Origin of the sequence: Tepidimicrobium xylanilyticum (genome assembly GCF_900106765.1) — a bacterium.
Lineage (GTDB): Bacteria > Bacillota > Clostridia > Tissierellales > Tepidimicrobiaceae > Tepidimicrobium > Tepidimicrobium xylanilyticum.
In genome coordinates this window covers 1-19,762 of record NZ_FNNG01000003.1, presented here as the reverse complement: position 1 = coordinate 19,762, position 19,762 = coordinate 1, and the positions used below count along the sequence as shown (strand labels likewise).

At 40.0% G+C, this 19,762-nt stretch carries 25 protein-coding genes; 20 read left to right on the top strand and 5 right to left on the bottom strand.

Annotated features, from left to right (window positions below):
- Positions 1 to 3 precede the first annotated feature (3 nt).
- From BLV68_RS04335 to BLV68_RS15930, 18 genes are all read left to right on the top strand, one after another.
- Positions 4 to 2,427, top strand: a complete 2,424-nt coding sequence (locus tag BLV68_RS04335) for a glycosyl hydrolase family 18 protein (protein WP_200773640.1) — start codon at positions 4 to 6, stop codon at positions 2,425 to 2,427.
- Positions 2,428 to 2,513: 86 nt separating this feature from the next.
- The gene (locus BLV68_RS04330; protein WP_093751239.1) at positions 2,514 to 2,933 is read left to right on the top strand and encodes a phage holin family protein; all 420 of its coding nucleotides are present in this window, start codon (positions 2,514 to 2,516) and stop codon (positions 2,931 to 2,933) included.
- The gene (locus BLV68_RS16180; protein ID WP_093751237.1) at positions 2,930 to 3,934 is read left to right on the top strand and encodes an N-acetylmuramoyl-L-alanine amidase; all 1,005 of its coding nucleotides are present in this window, start codon (positions 2,930 to 2,932) and stop codon (positions 3,932 to 3,934) included. The genes BLV68_RS04330 and BLV68_RS16180 overlap by 4 nt, the downstream gene beginning before the upstream one ends.
- A 53-nt stretch (positions 3,935 to 3,987) precedes the next feature.
- Positions 3,988 to 4,206, top strand: a complete 219-nt coding sequence (locus BLV68_RS04320; RefSeq protein WP_012208274.1) for an SHOCT domain-containing protein — start codon at positions 3,988 to 3,990, stop codon at positions 4,204 to 4,206.
- Between the two features lie 61 nt (positions 4,207 to 4,267).
- Positions 4,268 to 5,836: a recombinase family protein gene (locus BLV68_RS04315; RefSeq protein WP_093751235.1), complete on the top strand. Its 1,569-nt coding sequence runs from the start codon at positions 4,268 to 4,270 to the stop codon at positions 5,834 to 5,836.
- A complete protein-coding gene (locus BLV68_RS04310) occupies positions 5,833 to 6,291 on the top strand; it encodes a recombinase family protein (protein ID WP_234949830.1) in 459 nt (152 codons plus the stop codon). The genes BLV68_RS04315 and BLV68_RS04310 overlap by 4 nt, the downstream gene beginning before the upstream one ends.
- Entirely contained in the window at positions 6,254 to 7,822 is a 1,569-nt protein-coding gene (locus tag BLV68_RS04305; RefSeq protein ID WP_093751231.1) for a recombinase family protein, read from the top strand. The genes BLV68_RS04310 and BLV68_RS04305 overlap by 38 nt, the downstream gene beginning before the upstream one ends.
- 186 nt (positions 7,823 to 8,008) lie before the next feature.
- On the top strand, positions 8,009 to 8,245 hold the full coding sequence (locus BLV68_RS04300; protein WP_065820959.1) for a DUF5320 domain-containing protein: 237 nt from the start codon (positions 8,009 to 8,011) through the stop codon (positions 8,243 to 8,245).
- 17 nt (positions 8,246 to 8,262) lie between these two features.
- Entirely contained in the window at positions 8,263 to 8,580 is a 318-nt protein-coding gene (locus BLV68_RS04295) for a DUF5320 domain-containing protein (RefSeq protein WP_093751229.1), read from the top strand.
- A 96-nt stretch (positions 8,581 to 8,676) separates the two neighbouring features.
- Positions 8,677 to 9,087 carry a DUF134 domain-containing protein gene (locus BLV68_RS04290; RefSeq protein WP_327192039.1) on the top strand — a complete coding sequence of 137 codons (411 nt, stop codon included), beginning with the start codon at positions 8,677 to 8,679 and terminating at the stop codon, positions 9,085 to 9,087.
- 2 nt (positions 9,088 to 9,089) lie between these two features.
- Entirely contained in the window at positions 9,090 to 9,488 is a 399-nt protein-coding gene (locus BLV68_RS04285) for an iron-sulfur cluster assembly scaffold protein (protein WP_065820956.1), read from the top strand.
- Positions 9,463 to 9,831, top strand: coding sequence for a NifB/NifX family molybdenum-iron cluster-binding protein (locus tag BLV68_RS04280; protein ID WP_065820955.1), 369 nt, complete (start codon positions 9,463 to 9,465; stop codon positions 9,829 to 9,831). Before BLV68_RS04285 ends, BLV68_RS04280 begins: the two co-directional genes overlap by 26 nt.
- A gap of 13 nt (positions 9,832 to 9,844) precedes the next feature.
- Positions 9,845 to 10,693 carry a nucleotide-binding protein gene (locus BLV68_RS04275; RefSeq protein WP_200773639.1) on the top strand — a complete coding sequence of 283 codons (849 nt, stop codon included), beginning with the start codon at positions 9,845 to 9,847 and terminating at the stop codon, positions 10,691 to 10,693.
- Positions 10,671 to 11,555 carry an ATP-binding protein gene (locus BLV68_RS04270; RefSeq protein ID WP_065820953.1) on the top strand — a complete coding sequence of 295 codons (885 nt, stop codon included), beginning with the start codon at positions 10,671 to 10,673 and terminating at the stop codon, positions 11,553 to 11,555. The genes BLV68_RS04275 and BLV68_RS04270 overlap by 23 nt, the downstream gene beginning before the upstream one ends.
- Positions 11,552 to 12,373: an MBL fold metallo-hydrolase gene (locus BLV68_RS04265; protein WP_093751226.1), complete on the top strand. Its 822-nt coding sequence runs from the start codon at positions 11,552 to 11,554 to the stop codon at positions 12,371 to 12,373. Before BLV68_RS04270 ends, BLV68_RS04265 begins: the two co-directional genes overlap by 4 nt.
- A gap of 37 nt (positions 12,374 to 12,410) precedes the next feature.
- Positions 12,411 to 13,136, top strand: a complete 726-nt coding sequence (locus BLV68_RS04260; protein ID WP_199179145.1) for a ZIP family metal transporter — start codon at positions 12,411 to 12,413, stop codon at positions 13,134 to 13,136.
- A 55-nt stretch (positions 13,137 to 13,191) separates the two neighbouring features.
- Positions 13,192 to 14,040 (top strand): Mrp/NBP35 family ATP-binding protein, encoded by an 849-nt coding sequence (locus tag BLV68_RS04255; protein ID WP_065820950.1) that lies wholly within the window; start codon positions 13,192 to 13,194, stop codon positions 14,038 to 14,040.
- A complete protein-coding gene (locus BLV68_RS15930) occupies positions 14,037 to 14,861 on the top strand; it encodes a C-GCAxxG-C-C family (seleno)protein (RefSeq protein WP_234949829.1) in 825 nt (274 codons plus the stop codon). The genes BLV68_RS04255 and BLV68_RS15930 overlap by 4 nt, the downstream gene beginning before the upstream one ends.
- A 132-nt stretch (positions 14,862 to 14,993) precedes the next feature.
- Here the strand turns inward: BLV68_RS15930 and BLV68_RS04240 are convergent, their stop codons facing one another.
- Together BLV68_RS04240 and BLV68_RS04235 are read right to left on the bottom strand one after the other, a co-directional pair.
- On the bottom strand, positions 14,994 to 15,557 hold the full coding sequence (locus BLV68_RS04240) for a chromate transporter (RefSeq protein ID WP_065820949.1): 564 nt from the start codon (positions 15,555 to 15,557) through the stop codon (positions 14,994 to 14,996).
- Entirely contained in the window at positions 15,554 to 16,135 is a 582-nt protein-coding gene (locus tag BLV68_RS04235; RefSeq protein ID WP_065820948.1) for a chromate transporter, read from the bottom strand. The genes BLV68_RS04240 and BLV68_RS04235 overlap by 4 nt, the downstream gene beginning before the upstream one ends.
- A 104-nt stretch (positions 16,136 to 16,239) precedes the next feature.
- On the opposite strand from BLV68_RS04235, the gene BLV68_RS04230 reads away from it, so the two are divergent.
- Entirely contained in the window at positions 16,240 to 17,106 is an 867-nt protein-coding gene (locus tag BLV68_RS04230; protein ID WP_065820947.1) for a LysR family transcriptional regulator, read from the top strand.
- Between the two features lie 42 nt (positions 17,107 to 17,148).
- On the opposite strand, the gene lgt is transcribed toward BLV68_RS04230, so the two are convergent.
- Together lgt and BLV68_RS04220 are read right to left on the bottom strand one after the other, a co-directional pair.
- Positions 17,149 to 17,955 (bottom strand): prolipoprotein diacylglyceryl transferase, encoded by an 807-nt coding sequence (lgt, locus tag BLV68_RS04225; RefSeq protein ID WP_065820946.1) that lies wholly within the window; start codon positions 17,953 to 17,955, stop codon positions 17,149 to 17,151.
- Positions 17,956 to 18,436: 481 nt separating this feature from the next.
- Positions 18,437 to 18,673: a GTP-binding protein gene (locus BLV68_RS04220; protein WP_093751224.1), complete on the bottom strand. Its 237-nt coding sequence runs from the start codon at positions 18,671 to 18,673 to the stop codon at positions 18,437 to 18,439.
- Positions 18,674 to 18,934: 261 nt separating this feature from the next.
- On the opposite strand from BLV68_RS04220, the gene BLV68_RS04215 reads away from it, so the two are divergent.
- Positions 18,935 to 19,282, top strand: a complete 348-nt coding sequence (locus BLV68_RS04215) for an ArsR/SmtB family transcription factor (protein ID WP_093751222.1) — start codon at positions 18,935 to 18,937, stop codon at positions 19,280 to 19,282.
- Between the two features lie 171 nt (positions 19,283 to 19,453).
- Here BLV68_RS04215 and BLV68_RS04210 read toward each other — a convergent pair.
- Positions 19,454 to 19,762, bottom strand: a 309-nt coding sequence (locus tag BLV68_RS04210) for an integrase core domain-containing protein (RefSeq protein WP_143035241.1), incomplete at its 5' end; no start/stop codon positions are given.

Sequence of the window (19,762 nt, the reverse complement as noted above, 5' to 3'; positions counted from 1 at the left end):
TTTATGGGTAATTCCCGAATGTATGAGGCGCTTAGAGACTACGGCGACCGCTTTGATACGGTAGGCATTTTTACTTTTGAGGTTGACGAAACAGGCACAATTACTGAAACCGGTACAAGCATCAGCAGCATGCTACCGTATATTCAGAAATGGCCTCATATTAAGTGGCTGCTCACAATTATGAATCATGGAATAGCCAATATTTTTACTGCACTTCGCAACAACGAAAACGGTGCAAAGGATAAGTTTCTCACTGAAATCATCCGAATAATGAACAAGTATCCATGGTGCGCTGGGGTAGATATTGACCTTGAGCGCGGTGGAGGTTATGAAAACAAGGATGCGGCGAATGCTTTATTTAGGGATATATACAATACAGTTAAGTCTTATGATGCAACAAAGCTTGTCAACATCTGCCTGCCTGGCATGACCGGCGTTCAAGGCTCGGTGGGCGGTGAAAACTGGTGTGTTTATGCCGATCTTAACGACTATTGCGATACCGCCGCCATCATGAGCTATGGCATGGCATGGGCGGGCTCTGCTCCCGGCCCAGTATCTCCTCGTGACTGGCTTGAGGGCATATATGATTATGCTGTTTCCGTTATGTCACCCGACAAGATATTCATGGGATTGCCTGCTTATGGTTGGAACTGGAGGATTCATGATACACCTGAAAACCTTGGAATAACCTATCGAGGAGTGTCTAATACCTACTATGCGGCAAAATACTGGATGACTGGGGTTTACAATTTCACAGGCGATGCACCGCCCCAGCCGTTTATTCCAATTGTGGCTTACTGGGATGACTATAACAAAGTACCTTGGGCTCTTCCTCATGTATATGACTATATGGAAGGGTGGGATGCTATATCCTGGGAATATCCGCTGCTAAAAGGGGTTTATAACAGGCGAAGATATTTGACAAGCTATGGCAAGGAGCAGAAAGCGGAGTTCGGAACCATTTATATTGACAGGAACGGAGTTCCGGATGAATACGAAGGAAATGTCATTATTACTGATGAGATGGCCTCACTTGGAGATGACCAGGCGTCAGCAGAGTACCGTTTTGAGATAAGAGAAGCGGGATATTACGATATTGCAGTACAGCTTTGCTTTCCTTACTGGGACAAAAATGCGATTATCGTTTCCCTTGATGGTGAATCAAAGACTTTCAGCGAGAACCGTTTATGGTGGCCATACTGGAGAAGAGTTTGCTGGTTGACACTTGCAAAAGGTGTATTTCTCCAAGAGGGAACGCATGCTGTCAGCATAAGCGGTGGTGTGCCGGGAGTCCAGTTTTACGGTTTTAGGGTTTGCAGTGGATTTTCGGAGTATCCCTTTGCCGGTGAAGCCAGCTTTATGCTCTCTCCTCGTCGGTTCAAGGATGTAAATGGTGTGATGGTTGAGCCGGATCGAGGTTTTAAACTGACCTTTGAAATGTTGCGAAGAAAACCCGACTCGGCGCTTATTTGGTATGAAGATTTTCGGGACAGGAACATCCTGCCTGAAAATTACTGGACTGTGTTGGACGGCGAATGGGATGTTTGGCAAGAGCCAGACAGCACAGAAAGTCGCCCATATTCCCAGCTCGAGGGATATGGCAAACTTGCATGGAAATACGACGGGTTTTCCGATGTTCATATCAGGGCAAGGCTGGCTTTCCCTCAAAATAGCAGTGGACGGGCTGGGGTGTTCCTTGGGGATATTTTCTGCTGCTTAAATTATGACGCGCAAAGAGTCGAGCTTTATCAAGGTAATTCCTTGCTTGGTAGCTACTCCGCCAGTTTCTCAAAAACTGCAGATGCCGATCTTCGTGCTAATCCGAATATGTATACTATAGAGATGCGAAAACGCGGCAATAAAGTAAGAGTATATTCTGGTGCAGCTTCAACCCTGCGTTTCACAGTGAATGTAATCGGTGGTAGTGGTTATGCAGGGTACTGCTCGGACAACCGGACGGTATGCGAGCTGCTGCGGCTGGGCGATGCGTGGGTATATGAACCATACGAGCGTTTTGATGTGGAACTTCCGGATGGAACTATAACCAGCTTTGGCAGGCTTGCTCGCACTGGTGTCACGTGGGATGATGAATTTCAGGTGTTTTCAGTAAATAGCGATGTGGAGGAATCGATAACTCGCAGTGAGGACATTTCGATGGATTATGACTTTTTCCACTCACAACTTTTGGCTCTTTCTTGCGGTAATGACTATGAAGTAAAGATTATACCGAAAGACATCAATATTTGGATATCCCGTCTCTTCCTCGGAGATGCAGATGGTTTTTCTATTCTGTATTATCAGGATGTGGACAGTCTTGTTTACTGGGCAAACGAAGCGGCTTATCGATGGAAACTGCGAGGTATAGCCATCTGGTCGCTTGGGCAGGAGGATATGCGACTGTGGGAGGCGCTTCCGAAGCAAATATAGATTAGAAGTTTTAATTTTCAGCGCTTTGCTTTAAGGCAGGGCGCTTTTTTATATGCAAAATTCAAGTTGAACGGAGGGTTAAGACAATGAAAACAGTATGGAACTGGGTGCAGGCGGTTTTTACTGCTATTGGCGGATTTCTTGGCTGGTTTCTTGGAGGGCTGGATGGATTTTTATATGCGCTCATCGCTTTTGTGGCCATTGACTATGTGACCGGCGTGATGTGTGCCATTGTAGACAAAAAGCTTTCGAGTGAAGTCGGAGCCAAGGGCATCTTTAAGAAAGTGCTTATATTTGTACTTGTGGGTCTGGGACACATAATCGACAGCCAGGTGCTCGGCAACGGCGGGGCAATCCGGACAGCGGTGATTTTCTTTTACCTGAGTAACGAGGGAATTTCAATTCTTGAGAATGCAGCACATATAGGACTGCCCATTCCTGAAAAGCTGAAGAACGCATTGGAACAACTGCATGGCCACTCAAATGAGGAGGATGAAAAGAAATGAAGCTTTTTACTAAATACATGACGCGAAACGATTGCTATACAGCAGGCCGCAAAATCACGCCTAAAGGAATCATGGTACATTCGACGGCTGTGCCGGGTGTAATGGCGGCTGAGTGGTTTTCCCGTTGGAACAAATCTTACAAGGCCGGCGAAATAAATAGGCAGGTATGTGTTCACGCTTTTGTAGACGATAAGGAGGTTTGGCAATACCTGCCTTGGGATCATCGCGGGTGGCATGCGGGAGGAGCAGCAAACAATACCCATATTGGCTTTGAAATCTGTGAGCCTGCTGGGTTTTCGTATAAATCCGGGTCGGTAATGGTGGGTTATGATGCAGCAAAGCAGGAAGATTATTTCCGTAAAGCATGGCAGAATGCTGTTGAACTCTGCGTTATGCTCTGCAAGAAGTACGGTCTTAATGAGAATGACATCATCTGCCACTCCGAAGGATATAAGCTCGGTATTGCCAGCAACCATGCTGATGTGATGCACTGGTTTCCCAAGCATGGGGAGAATATGGACACTTTCCGTAAAGCAGTAAAAAAAGCGCTGGAGAACAGTACAGATATCAATACTGATATTGGAATTGGAGATATGGTGGAGTTTAAGGTCAGTGTAAAGAATTACTACCCCGGCAGTGTGGAAGTTCCAACGTGGGTCAAAAATGACTATTACCACAGGGTCACACAGACTTTATACAAAGGCAAGCCGGTCATAAAAGGCGGCAAAGAATGTGTATTGCTTGGTAAAAAGGTTAAGAAATCCGGTGGTCAAGAAATCGCAGGCATAAACACTTGGGTAGCAAAAGAAAACCTTGTAATTGTAAACAGCATTCCTGATAACAAGGGCAATAGAACCTATACAGTGCAAAAAGGCGATACCTTATGGAGAATAGCGGAAAAAGAACTCGGTAGAGGAACAAGATTTCCGGAGATTAAGAAACTCAATGGCCTGACTTCAGATACTATTTACCCCGGACAAGTTCTCAAATTGCCGGAATAACGATAAAGGACAGCCAATCGCGGCTGTCCTAAGTCTTTATAGGAGGTGCTTGAATGATAGAGGCGGCTAATCATTTACCATATAACCCGCAGGAAACGAACTATACAAAGATAACACAGGAGGAAATTCAAAGAGAGGTTGATTACTGGCGGGCGTACAAAATTCTACAGAGGATGCTTAAGGCGGGACTGATTTCAGAAGAAGAATTCAACAAAATCGACAAGTTGAACCGCAAAACTTTCTCGCCGATGTATGCACAGCTTATGGCCTAATTGGCTTGCTATTAGCGGCACACAGAGGTAACATGTCACATACCCAAAGGAGGTGAAAACAGTGAGAAAGGTAACAAGGATTGATGGAAACAATGCTCTCCAAGCTTTCAAGCCAAAGGTGAGGGTAGCGGCTTATTGCAGGGTTTCAACAGACAGTGATGAACAAATGGCAAGCCTGGAAGCACAAAAAGACCATTATGAATCCTATATAAGAGCAAATCCTGATTGGGAGTTTGCAGGGATCTACTATGATGAAGGCATATCAGGCACAAAAAAGGAAAACCGAACTGGACTTTTGAGACTGCTTGCAGATTGTGAAAACAAGAAAATTGACTTTATTATAACCAAGTCAGTCAGCAGATTTGCCAGAAACACAACCGACTGCATTGAAATGGTGAGAAAACTTACCGATCTCGGTGTTTTCATCTATTTCGAGAAAGAGAATATAAACACACAGCGCATGGAAGGCGAATTGGTGCTGACAATTTTGAGCAGTCTTGCAGAAAACGAGTCATTATCCATTGCAGAAAATAGTAAGTGGTCTATCAGACGTAGGTTCCAAAACGGAACATACAAAATTTCGTATCCTCCCTATGGTTACGATTATGTGGATGGAAAGCTATTTATCAATAAAGAACAGGCTGAAATCGTAAAGCGGATTTTTTCCGAGGCTTTGGACGGTAAAGGCACACAGAAAATTGCAGATGGGCTAAATTCGGATAAAATCCCAACAAAAAGAGGTTCGCATTGGACAGCGACAACTATCCGCAGCATTTTAAGCAATGAAAAATATACTGGGGATGTCCTTCTGCAAAAAACCTATACAGATGAGAATTTTAAGCGGCATTATAATCGTGGGGAAAAAGATCAATACATGATAAAAGATCATCATGAAGCCATTATATCCCATGAGGAATTTGAAGCCGCCCAAGAGATATTAAAGCAAAGAGGAAAAGAAAAAGGTGTAATTAAGGGAAGCAGCAAGTATCAAAAACGCTACCCTTTCTCTGGGAAAATCAAATGCGCAGAATGTGGCAGCAGTTTAAAGCGTCGAATTCATGGCAGCGGTGACCGTAAATATATTGCATGGTGCTGCACAAAGCATATAAAGGACGCATCAAGCTGTTCCATGAAGTTTGTCAGAGAGGATGCGATCCATCAGGCCTTCGTTGTTATGATTAATAAGCTTATTTTCGGTCATAAGTTCATTCTAAGGCCATTGTTGCAAAGCTTAAAGAAGACAAATTACTCAGATAACATAACAAAGATTCAGGAGATGGAAACAAAAATCAAAGAAAATACAGAGCGAGTTCAGGTGATTATGGGACTTATGGCCAAAGGATACCTGGAACCCGCTCTTTTTAATACACAGAAAAATGAGCTGCTCAAAGAAGCAGCCATATTAAAAGAACAAAAAGAAGCCATAAAACGCGCAATCGATGGGAGCATGACTGATCTTGTTGAGGTTGAGAAGCTTCTTAAATTTACATCGAAGGCTGAAAAGCAGATTGATGCATTTGATAGCGATATATTTGAGAACTTTATTGAAGAAATCATTGTGTTTTCACAGGAGGAAATAGGTTTCAAAATGAAATGCGGGTTGAACTTAAGGGAAAGGTTGGTGAAATGATGAGCCATATACCTTTTGGATATAACATTCAAAACGGCAGGGCTGTCGTTAATGAAGAGGAAGCAGTTAAGATTGAGAAACTATTTGAGGCTTATCTTTCCGGGCTTTCTTTAAGCAAAGCGGCACAAAAAGCAGGTATTAAGCGTTACCACACATCTGTTGCAAAAATGCTTTCAGATAAACGGTATGTTGAAGACAAATTCTATCCGCCAATTATCAGCAAGGACACATTCGGAAAAGCACAACTGGAAAGACACAGGCGAGCTGAGGCGCTTGGCAGGATTTATGAACATAAAGGAAATGAAAAGAAAATCTTAAATTTTAAGTTTCATGCTTCAATGCCGGATAATCTATACGATGATCCATTTCAGCAGGCAGAGTATGCTTATAGTTCTATTAAGAGCGAGGTGATTTTAGATGATAACCAGGAATGTTACGGTAATTCCTGCCCGTAAGCGAATTGGGAATAGTGCAAATGCAGAGGAATTACCTAAGCTTCGGGTAGCAGCTTACTGTCGTGTTTCTACGGACAGCGAGGAGCAGGCAACCAGTTATGAAGCGCAAATCGAGCATTATACAAATTACATTAAAAGCAATCCAGAATGGGAGTTAGCTGGTATATTTGCAGATGAAGGTATTACCGGAACCAACACGAAAAAGCGTGAAGAATTTAACCGGATGATAGAAGAATGCATGCAGGGCAAAATCGATATGATAATTACGAAATCTATCAGCCGGTTTGCAAGAAATACGCTGGACTGCCTAAAGTACATAAGGCAGCTTAAAGAAAAAAATATTCCGGTTTACTTTGAAAAGGAAAATATAAACACATTGGATTCCAAAGGAGAAATCCTGTTGACCATTATGGCATCTTTGGCACAGCAAGAAAGCCAATCGTTAAGCCAGAATGTAAAACTGGGTATTCAGTACCGATATCAGCAAGGAAAAATCCATATCAATCACAACCGGTTTCTTGGCTATACAAAGGATAAGGATGGCAATTTAGTTATCGTACCTGAAGAAGCTGAGATCGTCAAACGCATTTACAGAGAATATCTTGAAGGTTCCAGTATGCTACAGATAGCTAGGGGTTTGGAGGCTGACGGAATTCTGACGGGTGCAGGCAATCCCAGATGGCATACTAGTACTATCAATAAGATTTTGAGGAATGAAAAATATATCGGTGATGCGCTGTTGCAGAAAACCTATACCGTAGATTTTTTATCGAAGAAAAGGGTACCCAATAATGGTATTGTTCCGCAATACTATGTAGAAAACAGCCATGAGCCTATAATCCCGCGTGAAATTTTTATGCAGGTTCAGGAACAGCTTGTCAAAAGAAGATGTGTGCATATAAGTAAGAATGGAAAGAAAAGAAACTATAGCAACAAGCATCCTTTATCACAGATGGTTTTCTGCGGCAACTGTCATGAAATATTTCGAAGGGTTCATTGGAATAACCGAGGAAAGAAATCAATCGTATGGAGATGCGTCAGCAGATTGGAAAACACCGGTTTATTTTGTACCGCTTCCACTATACTTGAAGATACGCTTAAAGAGAAAATTGTAGAAGCAATCAATGTAGCGGTCAGCGGAAAAAACTCTTTTCTGGCTATACTGAAAAAGAATATTGAAACCGTATTAAGCGCGGATTTGGATGAAAGTACAGCAGACATTGATAAAAGGCTGGAAGAACTCCAAACCGAGTTGATCCAAAAGGCAAATTCAAAGGAAGCATACGATAATATTGTCAACGAGATTTACCGCTTACGGGACTTAAGGCAAGAAACACTTTCAAGAAACGCTCTTCGCCAAGATAAGAGGGATCGGATTGCTGAAATGACGGACTTCCTTAAAACGCAAACGGGTGATATTTCGGAGTTTGATGATAAACTGGTTAGAAAACTAGTTGAAAAAGCAATTGTATATGATGACAGGTTAATGGTAGAGTTTAAGTCGGGTCTGGAAATAGAAGTGAAACTATAGGATTTCAATATGATTGCCGCCAATCGAGAAAAATTCTTGATTGGCGTATTTTTTTAAAATAGTTATTGACATATGTCAGAATAGGGGTATAATATAAGATGTAAATGACATATGTCATTTACGCTGAGTAACAGTTGAAAGGATAATCAATTCATTTAATGGATTGTAAAAATGAGGAGGACTATTATGCCCAGAGGTGACAGAACTGGTCCTTTGGGAATGGGACCATTAACTGGACGGAGGTTAGGTTTTTGTGCAGGTTCCAAAGTGCCCGGTTATTTGAACGCAAGTTACAGACGAGAATTTTGGTTTGGACGACGAGGTTACAGGCGTGCATTCTGGCTTGCTGGAATGATCCCCTGGTGTTTTTATCTAGCTTATCACTTATCTAATCGTAGCAAAATTAAAAGTAAGAGATTATAAGGAAAGGGGGTGACATTATGCCAAGAGGAGACGGAACCGGGCCTATGGGAATGGGTCCTATGACAGGGCGAGGTGCAGGATTTTGCGCAGGTTTTGCCGTTCCGGGTTATGCAAATCCAATCGGTTACGGATTTGGATTCGGACGGGGACGAGGCTTTAGGCGAATGTTTTATGCGACCGGTCTGCCAAGGTGGGCACGCTTTGGTACTCAAAATGCAAATGGGGCGTACTTTGCATCGGATGCTGATGAAAAAGAATTTTTGAAAAGGCAGGCTAAATTTCTTGAAAATCAGCTTGATGATGTAAAAAAGCGTCTCGATGAGTTAGAAGATTAGTCCTGTCGTAATGCGAAAGGCAGGCGATAGCCTGCCTTGTTCGCGTTTTATCTAAAGGGATGGGGTGCATGACTATAAATATAATGGAATATAAAAATGATTGTTTCTATCAGAATCGAGGTGACTAAAAATATGCCGAGACCAATGAAATGGAGAAAAGTATGCTGTTTGCCTGAAAACAGTAAGTTTGGTCCCCTTGACTTAAAGGTGGATGATGAGAATATTGTCAGAATGACAGTTGATGAGTATGAAGCCATAAGGCTTATTGATTTGGAAGGCTTTACGCAAGAGGAATGCGCCAAGCAGATGGATGTTGCACGCACTACTGTTCAAGGCATTTACGCTGAAGCCAGAAAAAAGATTGCCGAGTCTCTGGTTAATGGTAAGGTACTATTGATAGAAGGTGGCGAATACAGGCTATGTGAAGGATTCGGAAATGGGTGCGGACGAGGTTGTCGCAGGCACCGGCATGGTTGGCGCTTTGCAGGTAGTGATAGAGGTGACTGATAATGTATTCTGACAAAGTGATAGAACATTTTATGTGTCCTCAAAATGCTTATAGTATGCCGGATGCCGATGCAGAGGGGAGTTTCGGTGATCCTACATGCGGAGATTATCTTACGATTTATATTAAAGTAAAAGACAATCGTATAAGTGAAATAAGCTTTCTTGTGTTTGGTTGTGCTGCGGCAATTGCAACATCCAGTATGACGACGGTATTAGCTAAGGGTAAAACCCTGGATGAAGCATTGGAAATTTCAGAAGAAGATGTCATACATGCCTTAGATGGACTTCCTGAGAACAAGGTTCATTGCTCTAATTTAGGCGTTAGCGCATTACGAAATGCGATCAATAATTATATTAATAGAACGGAGGATTCTTATGAAAATAGCAATTCCGGTAAATGAAAAAAGTTTGGAGTCGAATGTATGTGTATCCTTTGGACGCACTCCTTACTTTCTGATTTATGATACCGATACCCAGAAAAGTGTGTTCCTTGACAATAGTGCCGCAGCAAGTACAGGCGGAGCAGGAATTAAGGCAGCACAAATGATAGCAGATAATAAAGTGAATATTTTGCTTACTCCCCGATTAGGTGAAAATGCTGCTGACGTACTTAAATCTGCGGAAATCGAAATATATAAAACGACAACTGCTTCAGCTAAGGATAATATCGATGTCTTCATTGCTGGAAAGCTTCCTTTGCTGAATGAAATACATGCTGGTTTTCATGGACATGGAGGCAAATAATATGAAAATAGCTGTGCTAAGCGGCAAGGGGGGAACGGGGAAAACGCTAGTGTCGGTTAATTTAGCTGCGGTAGCCAAAACATCAACCTATATAGACTGTGATGTTGAGGAACCAAATGGACATCTATTCTTTAAGCCCAAGGATATCATTGAAGAAGAAATTTCAGTTAAAATTCCAAAGGTGGATGGAAATCTATGCAGCGGATGCCGAAGGTGTGTTGAATTTTGCAAGTTTAATGCTCTTGCCTATATAAAAGAAAAACTGATAGTATTTGAAGATATTTGCCACTCTTGCGGTGGATGTATCTTGCTTTGCCCTGAAAAGGCATTGACAGAGAAAGAAAAGGTTATCGGCAGAGTGCAAAAAGGTACTTCAGAGCAGGTGACAGTATATACCGGGATATTGAATCCTGGTGAACCTTCAGGGATACCCATAATAAAAAAGCTGCTTGATGAGAATGAACATGAAAGAAGCAAGACGATATTTATCGACTGCCCTCCTGGAAGTGCCTGTATAGTCATGGAAAGCATTAAGGATGCAGACTACTGTATATTAGTAGCTGAGCCTACATTGTTCGGAGTTCATAACCTTAACATGGTATATGAACTGGTCAAGTTATTTAATAAGCCGTTCGGAGTGGTTTTAAACAAGTGTCTTGACGGTGAAAATCCGTCGGAAAAATTTTGCATAGAAAAAGGCATTCGGATTTTAGGCCGAATACCTTTTGATAATGAGCTTGGATCATTGAATTCAAATGCAGAAATTGCTGTAAGGAAAAGTGAAAAATATCGTACAATCTTTTCTTCTTTGCTGGAGGACGTGAAAAAGGAGGTGCATCATGAAACAACTTCTGATTCTTAGTGGTAAGGGTGGTACCGGAAAGACAACCATAGCAAGCGCGTTTATCAAGCTATCTAAGGCTCGCGCTTATGCTGATTGTGATGTTGATGCACCTAACCTGCATCTTATAACAAAGCAAAACTCCTTGCCAAAGAAAAGAGACTATTATGGCTTGCCGAAAGCCGAGATAGATACAGAGTTGTGCATAGAGTGCGGACAATGCAGGCAAAACTGCCGTTTTGACGCTATTTCAGCAGATGGAAAATACAAGGTAGATCCTTTTGCCTGTGAAGGCTGCGGGGTTTGCGAGCTTGTTTGCCCTGTTGAAGCTGTGACTTTAAAACCTGCTGTAGCTGGTGAACTGCTGTTATATACAGAAGGAGAAAAAGTATTTTCTACAGCGCAGCTAAAAATGGGCAGCGGAACCTCCGGAATGTTGGTTACCGAGGTAAAGAAGCAAATGAAGTCAGCAGCCGCTGATGTGGAGTTTGCCATTATTGACGGATCTCCCGGTATAGGCTGCCCGGTTATAGCGTCTTTGAGCGGTGTTGATATGGTGTTAATTGTGGCCGAGCCATCCATATCCGGAATTAGTGACATGGAGCGGATTATAAATACAGCGACGAAATTTGGCGTAAAGACGGCGGTATGTATCAATAAGTTTGACACAAATATGCAAAACACAGAAAAGATAGAAAACTTCTGTAAAGGTCAGGGAATTAGCCTTATGGGTAGAATACCCTTTGATTCGGACGCGGTAAAAGCAATTAATAATGGGCAGACAATTGTTGATATAGTCTGTGCCTCAGGTGCAGCAGTGAAAGTAGTTTTTAGCAAGACAATGGAGCTGCTGTTTGAAGAAGGTGGTGGGCTGAGGTCATGATTATCAAAACATTAGTTGAGAATACAGCGCTATCCAAAAACTTCGGCAGCGAACACGGACTTAGCCTTTATATAGAAGCAAATAGTCGCAAAATTCTTTTTGATGTTGGTGCTAGTGAATTATTTCTTGAAAATGCAAAGAAACTGAATGTAGATATCTGTGAGGTTGATTATCTGATTATTTCGCATGGACATTATGATCATGGTGGCGGGCTAAGAGCTTTTTTGCGTGAAAACACAAAAGCCGAGATATTCCTACACCGACTGGCATTTGAAAAATACTATGCTTTGCGTTCGAATGATGAACCGGAGTATATTGGTTTGGATGAAGAATTGAAGCAAAACAGGCGAATTGTATTTACATCAGACCGTTTCTTTGTCAGCAAGGGGGTTCAAGTGTTCTCAAATATTACCAGGAAGGAACCTCTACCAAAGTCAAATGACAGTTTGCTTATGAAACAAGACGGCAAAATAGTACAGGATACTTTTGCGCATGAACAAAACCTCATTATAGAGGGGGCAGGAAAGACGCTTTTGGTAACAGGCTGCGCCCATAATGGTATTGTAAATATTCTTGAATACTTCCATGACTTAAAAAGACGTATGCCTAACTATGTGATAGGTGGATTTCATCTTTCCAGCCGTTCTGGCGGAAACGAGGCCCATGAAATGATAGATAGAATTGGTAAATACCTGGTGGATACAAAAGCAAAGTTTTACACATGTCATTGCACTGGTCTGGAGCCTTATAAAAGGCTGAAAACTATTATGGGTGATAGCATCGATTATCTGTCAGCAGGCAGTGAAATACACATATGAATTATTTGATAGTGCAAATCAAGGGAGATGAATGCCTGTGAAAGATATTAATACATTTATTTTTATTTCTGCTTTTGCAATGGGAGCAATGATAGTAAACAGTTTGGGAATCTGGACTCTTTATAAAAATCGCGAATGGGCAGAAAAAATTAAAGACTATTGTATGTGTTTTGCTGCGGGAATACTTATCTCTTCCCCGCTGATAATGACTTTACCTCAAGCTATACAAAAAACCTCCTACGCAGGATTTACTGCGCTCGCAGGATTTTTATTTATGTATTTCAGCAATGAGATCATCAAATACAAAACAAAGCAAAAAGAACTGGCCTTTGGCATAACTGCAATTGAAGGTATCTTAATTCATTCACTTATAGATGGCGTTGTATACACAGTTACTTTTAGTATCAGCACAGTAGTTGGAATTCTTACTGGAGTTGGGTTGGTTGTTCATGAGTTCGCCGAAGGCGTTATAACTTTTTCAATGTTACTTAAAGGTGGATATAGCACAAGGAAAGCTGGGATTTATGCTTTTCTTGCAGCAGCATTAACAACTCCTATCGGTGCCTTTATAGCATATCCAATTGTTCAACATCTTAGTAACAATGTTTTAGGACATATGCTTGGATTTGTTGCTGGTGTTTTAATATACGTTTCGGCATCGCATTTATTGCCTGAAGCAAGGGATTATGAGAAAAAGCACTCTACCCTAGCATTTATATTGGGAATTGTTTTCGCACTGCTTATTATGTTTACCGAACACTAAAGTTATTACAGCATAACAACCATGCATGAAAAATATACAGGAAGGAGCTAATATTATGAGCGAAAATTGCAACCAAAGCTGCAGCAGTTGCTCGGAGGACTGCGCAGAAAGAAAAGAGAAGAAAAATGATTTCTCCGTGAAACCACATGAAATGAGCAGCATTAAAAAGGTTATTGGTGTTGTCAGTGGTAAAGGAGGGGTTGGAAAGTCACTGGTAACTTCCATGCTAGCTGTTACCATGAATAGAATGGGTTATCATACCGCTGTTCTGGACGCTGATGTAACCGGGCCTTCTATTCCTAAGGCATTTGGTATCAAGGAAAAAGCCACAGGAAGTGAATTTGGCTTATTCCCCGTTAAAAGTAAGACAGGTATTGATATCATGTCTGTTAATTTGCTTTTAGAGAATGATACCGATCCAGTTGTGTGGAGAGGACCCCTGATCGGAAATATGGTAAAGCAGTTCTGGTCAGATGTTATCTGGAGCGATGTGGATTTTATGTTCATCGATATGCCACCGGGCACCGGCGATGTTCCCCTTACTGTATTTCAATCCATTGCTGTTGATGGGATCATTGTTGTAACTTCGCCTCAGGAGCTTGTATCCATGATTGTATCAAAAGCAGTCAGGATGGCTGAAATGATGAATATTCCTATCGTTGGTTTAGTAGAAAATATGTCCTATTTTAAATGTCCGGATTGCGGTAAGGAACACAAAATTTTCGGCGACAGCCATATTGACGAAATTGCCGAAAAGCATAATTTAAAAGTGCTTGCTAAGCTTCCGGTCAACCCCAAAATTTCTGCCGCCTGTGATAAGGGTATGATAGAACTTTTTGATGGCGATTGGCTTGAACCTGTAGCAAAAGTATTGGAGAAAAACATTGAGGAAGATAATAAATGAGTGCACATTCAGATTTGGCAAGAGAATTGTTTAGAAAAGGCTACAATTGCTCTCAATCTGTTTTTGCTGCTTTTTGTGATGAAACGGGGCTGGACATGGAAACAGCATTAAAAATTGCATCTTCTTTCGGAGGAGGTATGGGTAGGTTGCGGGAAGTATGTGGTGCTGTGACAGGAATGTTTATGGTGGTCGGCATGAAATATGGTTACACAGATCCATCCAGCAAAAATGCGAAAGCAGAACATTATGAGCTAGTTCAAGATTTGGCAAAACAATTTGAAAATGAAAACGGATCAATCATATGCAGGGAACTGTTAGGTATTTCAATTAAGCATGATAAACCTATACCCGAGACCAGAAATGATAATTATTATAAAAAGCGGCCTTGCGCAGAACTTGTTGAGCAAGCTGCAAGGATACTTGATGAATATATTCTAAATAAAGAATGGAGGAGACCAGCTATGATTAAAATTGCTGTAGCAAGTGAAAACGGAATGGTGACTGAGCACTTTGGACATTGCGAAGGGTTTATAATTTTTTACACCGAAAACAACAAAATTGTTAAAAGTGAAACCATCGCTAACCCCGGGCATAAACCTGGATTCTTGCCTAATTTTCTTGCCGATCGTGGAGTAAATGTCATCATCAGTGGTGGTATGGGAGGAGGTGCAGTTGACATTTTTAATGAAAGAAACATTGAGGTTATTGTTGGGGCAAGAGGTGATGCCAAAGCAGTAGTAGAAGCATACCTGCAGGGTTCTCTTAAATCTACTGGTTCTGTTTGCCATGAACATGAGCACCACGATGAATGTGGAGAATGAAACAGGACTTTGAATTATAATTTCCTATACTTGAATTGTTCCGGCATTATTCCTATGTCGGAGCAATTCATTTTAGGAGAGTTTCCAACATCAATAAACTATTCTTTATATAATCGTAGTTTCATTTTCTACCTATATCAACAAGTAAATTGCTCCACCGATAATGCCTGATCCGAGCATTACATAAATAGGATTCGGTTTCCACTTCCGTAAAATGAAAATAGCCACAGTAAATAATAAAACAGAAACCAAATTGATTGTTAGAGGATTTGTTGAAAAGCCATCTTCTCCCCATACAGCCAGTATAAAAATCGACAACCCTGCTGATGCAATCAGCGCTACTATGGTAGGTCTTAGACCAGACAATATTCCTTGTACAACGGTCAACTCTTTGAATTTAAAGTAAATCCATGCCAGGAGTGAAACAATGACACAGGATGGGAAGATACATCCAATAGTCGCAACAATCGCTCCTGGAATGCCGGCAATCCTAATTCCCACAAATGTGGCTGAATTGATGGCAATGGGTCCGGGTGTCATTTCCGCAATAGTAATGAGGTCGGTAAATTCCGTTAATGTCAACCAATGGTGCAAATTAACTACTTGATTTTGAATCAGCGGCATTGCAGCCATGCCACCACCAATGCTAAACATGCCGATTTGAAAGAAACTCCAAAAAAGTTTTAATAGTATCATTGTGGATCACCGTCCTTTTGTACTTTTTTCATTTGAATCAGAATCTTTACCGCTCCGATACACCCACACACTAAAATAATATACATAACATTAATTCCAAAGAAAAATGTGGAAATAAACGCACCAACCATAACAATCACAGATACTATGTCCTTTTGTTTAAAGACATTACTGCCGAGACTCATAACCACATCTGCAATAACAGCGGCAACACCGGCTTGCATTCCTTTTAGAACCGCATTTACTACAGTGTTATCGCGAAATGCAGTGTAAAAAATAGAGATAATAGAAAGAGTTATAAAAGGTGGTAATATTGTACCCAGAATCGTTACCAGGGCACCTGATATTCCAGCAACACGATACCCCAGCAGTATCGCTGCATTGACTGCAACTGCTCCGGGTGAGGATTGTGCAATTGCTGTTAAGTTCAGCATTTCTTCCTCCTCAATCCATTGCAAATCATCTACAAATTTCTTTTTCATTAATGGTATAATGACGTATCCTCCACCAAAGGTAAAAGCGCTTAAGTAGAAGGTAGACGCAAACAATCTTCTGTAAACGTGTTTTTGGTTTTTCAAGTCATTGACCTCCTTTTAGTTTATTATAGAACTTGATAGATTATAAATAAAATAGTATTATTATATAAAGTTCATAATGTTTTTGTTATAATTAGGAGGCGTCAATGACATTAAGGCATCTCAAAATATTTGTTACTGTATGCGAAACCGGTAGTACAACTGCAGCCGGAGAAAAGCTGCATATTGCGCAGCCTTCTATAAGTCTTGCAATATCAGAGCTTGAAGATTATTATGGGATAAAACTATTTGATCGCATTGCAAAGAGACTCTATATCACAGAAGCTGGAAAGAAGTTTCTTCAATATGCAACACATATTGTAGGACTTTTTGAGGAGATGGAAAGGGAAATCAAAAACTTTGATGCAACGGGAATCATCCGTATTGGAGCAAGTATTACCATCGGAAACTATTTATTACCAGGCTACATAACCCGGTTTAAGAAAATTCATCCTCAAATGGATGTTAAGGTAATCATAGATAACTCAGAAAAAATCCAACAATATATTTTATCCAATCAGATTGATATTGGGCTGATAGAGGGTATTGTATATAGCCCTTATATTGCGGAGCATAAGTTTCGGGATGATGAATTGGTAATGGTCTGCGGGAACGCGCATCCCTTTGCTAATCAAAAAAATGTTGAGATTTCAAAGCTTCAAAATGAAAGTTTCATTTTAAGAGAATCAGGAAGCGCTGGACGTGAAATTTTTGACAGTACTATGACCTCGCTCGGAATAAAAATTCTACCTGCTTGGGAGAGTACAAGTACTCAGGCAATAATAAGAGCAGTGCAGGCAAATTTAGGTATTTCTGTGTTGCCTTATTTATTGGTAAAGGACTCTCTTAACCGTAAAGAAATCAGTCAGTTTCATATAGATGGGATACGTTTTCAAAGAAGTTTTTCTGTCATTTACCATCAAAATAAGTTTTTAACGGAGAGTGCAAAAGACTTTATTGCACTGTGTAAATAAAAAAAACACCGCTTCAGTACAAAAACTGACAGCGGTATCTTTTTATTTAATCATATATTTACCCGTATAATCAGGCGTTTTTTTGAAGAGATTTTTGTGAAACACGAATATGATAATTCCGATAATGATCAGAACCAATGACAGCGTTTGCGATATTCTAAGTCCCGGGACCAGATAAAGACTATCCGCACGCAATCCTTCAATCCAAAAACGGCCTAATCCATATCCGATAAAGTAAGTTGCCAAAAGCTGACCGCTAAACTTTGTCCTTTTGCGGAAATAAACCAGTACGGCAAATACGCACAAATTCCACATGCTTTCATAGAAAAATGTAGCTTGATGCCATTCTTCCAACTGTTCTATGAATACAGCATAGGGGAAGAATTGAAGATTCGGGTTTGTAACGAGATTGCCGAAGGCCTCCTGGTTCACAAAATTACCCCATCGACCAATTGCCTGCCCTAGAATCAAGCTAGGTACAACCATATCAACAAGCCGGAAGAATGGGAAGTGGTTGCGTTTTGAAAAAATAATCGCAGCAATGATTCCACCGATAACTCCTCCATATATAGCAAGTCCACCTTCCCAAATAGCAATCATCTTTGTAAAGCTTCCGTTATATTGTTCCCATTCAAATACAACGTAATAAATTCGTGCGCAGATGATTGCGATGGGGAGCGCTAAAAAGAGAAAATCAAAGATTATTTCACTTTTAAGGTTCTGTCTTTTAGCTTCACGACAGGCAATCAAAACACCAAGTAAAACCCCGAATGCAATAATAACTCCATACCATGCAATATTTAAGCCATTAATGCCAAATAGGTTTTTTATTAAATATCTATCTATCATACAATCCGCCTTTCTAAAGTATTCATAATGAATATGATTTTGAATTTAAAATATCAGCGTATAGAGGTAACTTTAATAATAGTATCACAATGAGGTATTTACGTAAACCATTTAAACATGTATATTAGAAAGAAAGGCTTGTTGATATGTTCCCGCGAACGACGATTTTTCAAAAAAGACCGAAAAACCCATTGACATGTTCCCGTAAACGTAAGGTGCAGAAAATCAGCCCAAGACATCAATCCGAGCGGCTCGGGCCATGTGGAGACTGTGGTAGAGATACAAAAAGTATAATCTTTGAGATAGCTCGATTTTACAAGGCTTCCGACGGTTTTCAGTTTGTTAATAACGGACCTGATTTTCGAAATAAAAAGCCTATTTCTGAGCTGGAGATAGGAATAGCTATAAGGATATAGTGTAAGTAGATACAAGAGAATTAAGTTGGATACATAACCCGCTTTGAATGAAGCGGGATTTTTGCCTAAAAAATATATAAGGTTGAATAGAGCTTGTAGTTAATGAGTAACCACAAACTCTTTAAAACAAGATCCATAACATCCCTTTGTATTATGATTCCGTCTATACCAACCTTGTCAAATTCATTCATTATTACTGCTACTTTACTTCCTTTTAAATCATTTAGCACATTTGTAAGAAATGTAGTTTTACCAGACTCCAAAAATCCTGTAAGTAAATATAATTTTGTTTTATTTTCCATGATTTTACTTCTTTAAAAAAGAAGAGGGCATAATGGACATATTTCAGATAAATCCAGACTTTATAAAAAATAATAAACTATAATATGAATTTATGATGAATAGAAAATTAGATAGTTAAAGGTAACTTATCGAAGATGACATAAATAATAATAGTGACGAATAAAAGAGTATTCGAATTTTGTATAAATTAACATTGACTATATAGATAAACATCTATATACTATAAATAGATGCTCATCTATATAGGGAGTGAAAAGTAAATGATAGATTACGAAGAAAATGCAAAGATACTTAAGGCATTGGCAGATCCAAATAGATTAAAGATAGCTGATATATTATCCTGTGGTGAGCTATGTGCCTGTGAAATATTGGAACATTTTGAATTTACTCAGCCTACATTATCACATCATATTAAGGTACTTACAGAGGCTGGACTTGTCAATGTGAGAAAAGATGGCCTTTGGAACTATTATTCATTAAACAAAACTAAATGTAATGAGATTGTTCTAATGTTAAAGAATATTATTAGTGAAACAGGTGATTGTATCTGTAAAAAAATAGGAAATAAGGAATGTAAACAAAAAATAGGCTTTGTAAACTTAAAATGAAAGAATAGTACAATGTTTTATAAAATTACTTTAGTTTGCTTTAAATTTCGCCTTGACGATTATAAAAGTTCGCCTTGAGATTGTCAAGGGTAAAATGAACGCGCTAAAGCGCGCCCTTGACAATCTCAAGGACGTATATTTAAAAAACATTTGGCGAAATTCAAGCAAAATCTATGCTACAAGAGGATACCTTCTTTTCTCTTTAGCAGTTAGACTTAATCCAGCAACTTGGGCTGGAGTTAAACCATTAAGAGATGAATGTGGCCTAACAAAATTATAGAAAAATATAAACATGCTGATTAGGTTATTTGCTGATTCAAAAGAATTGAAACCTTGCTTTGTTTTATACCAAGCTTTAAATTGATGGTGGAAAGATTCAATTAGATTATTAGAAATATCATCTTTAAAGCTTTCGACACGAATATGTTTAACATCTTTTCCTAATACAGTTTTTACTGGGACATTGTATGCATTGTAGCG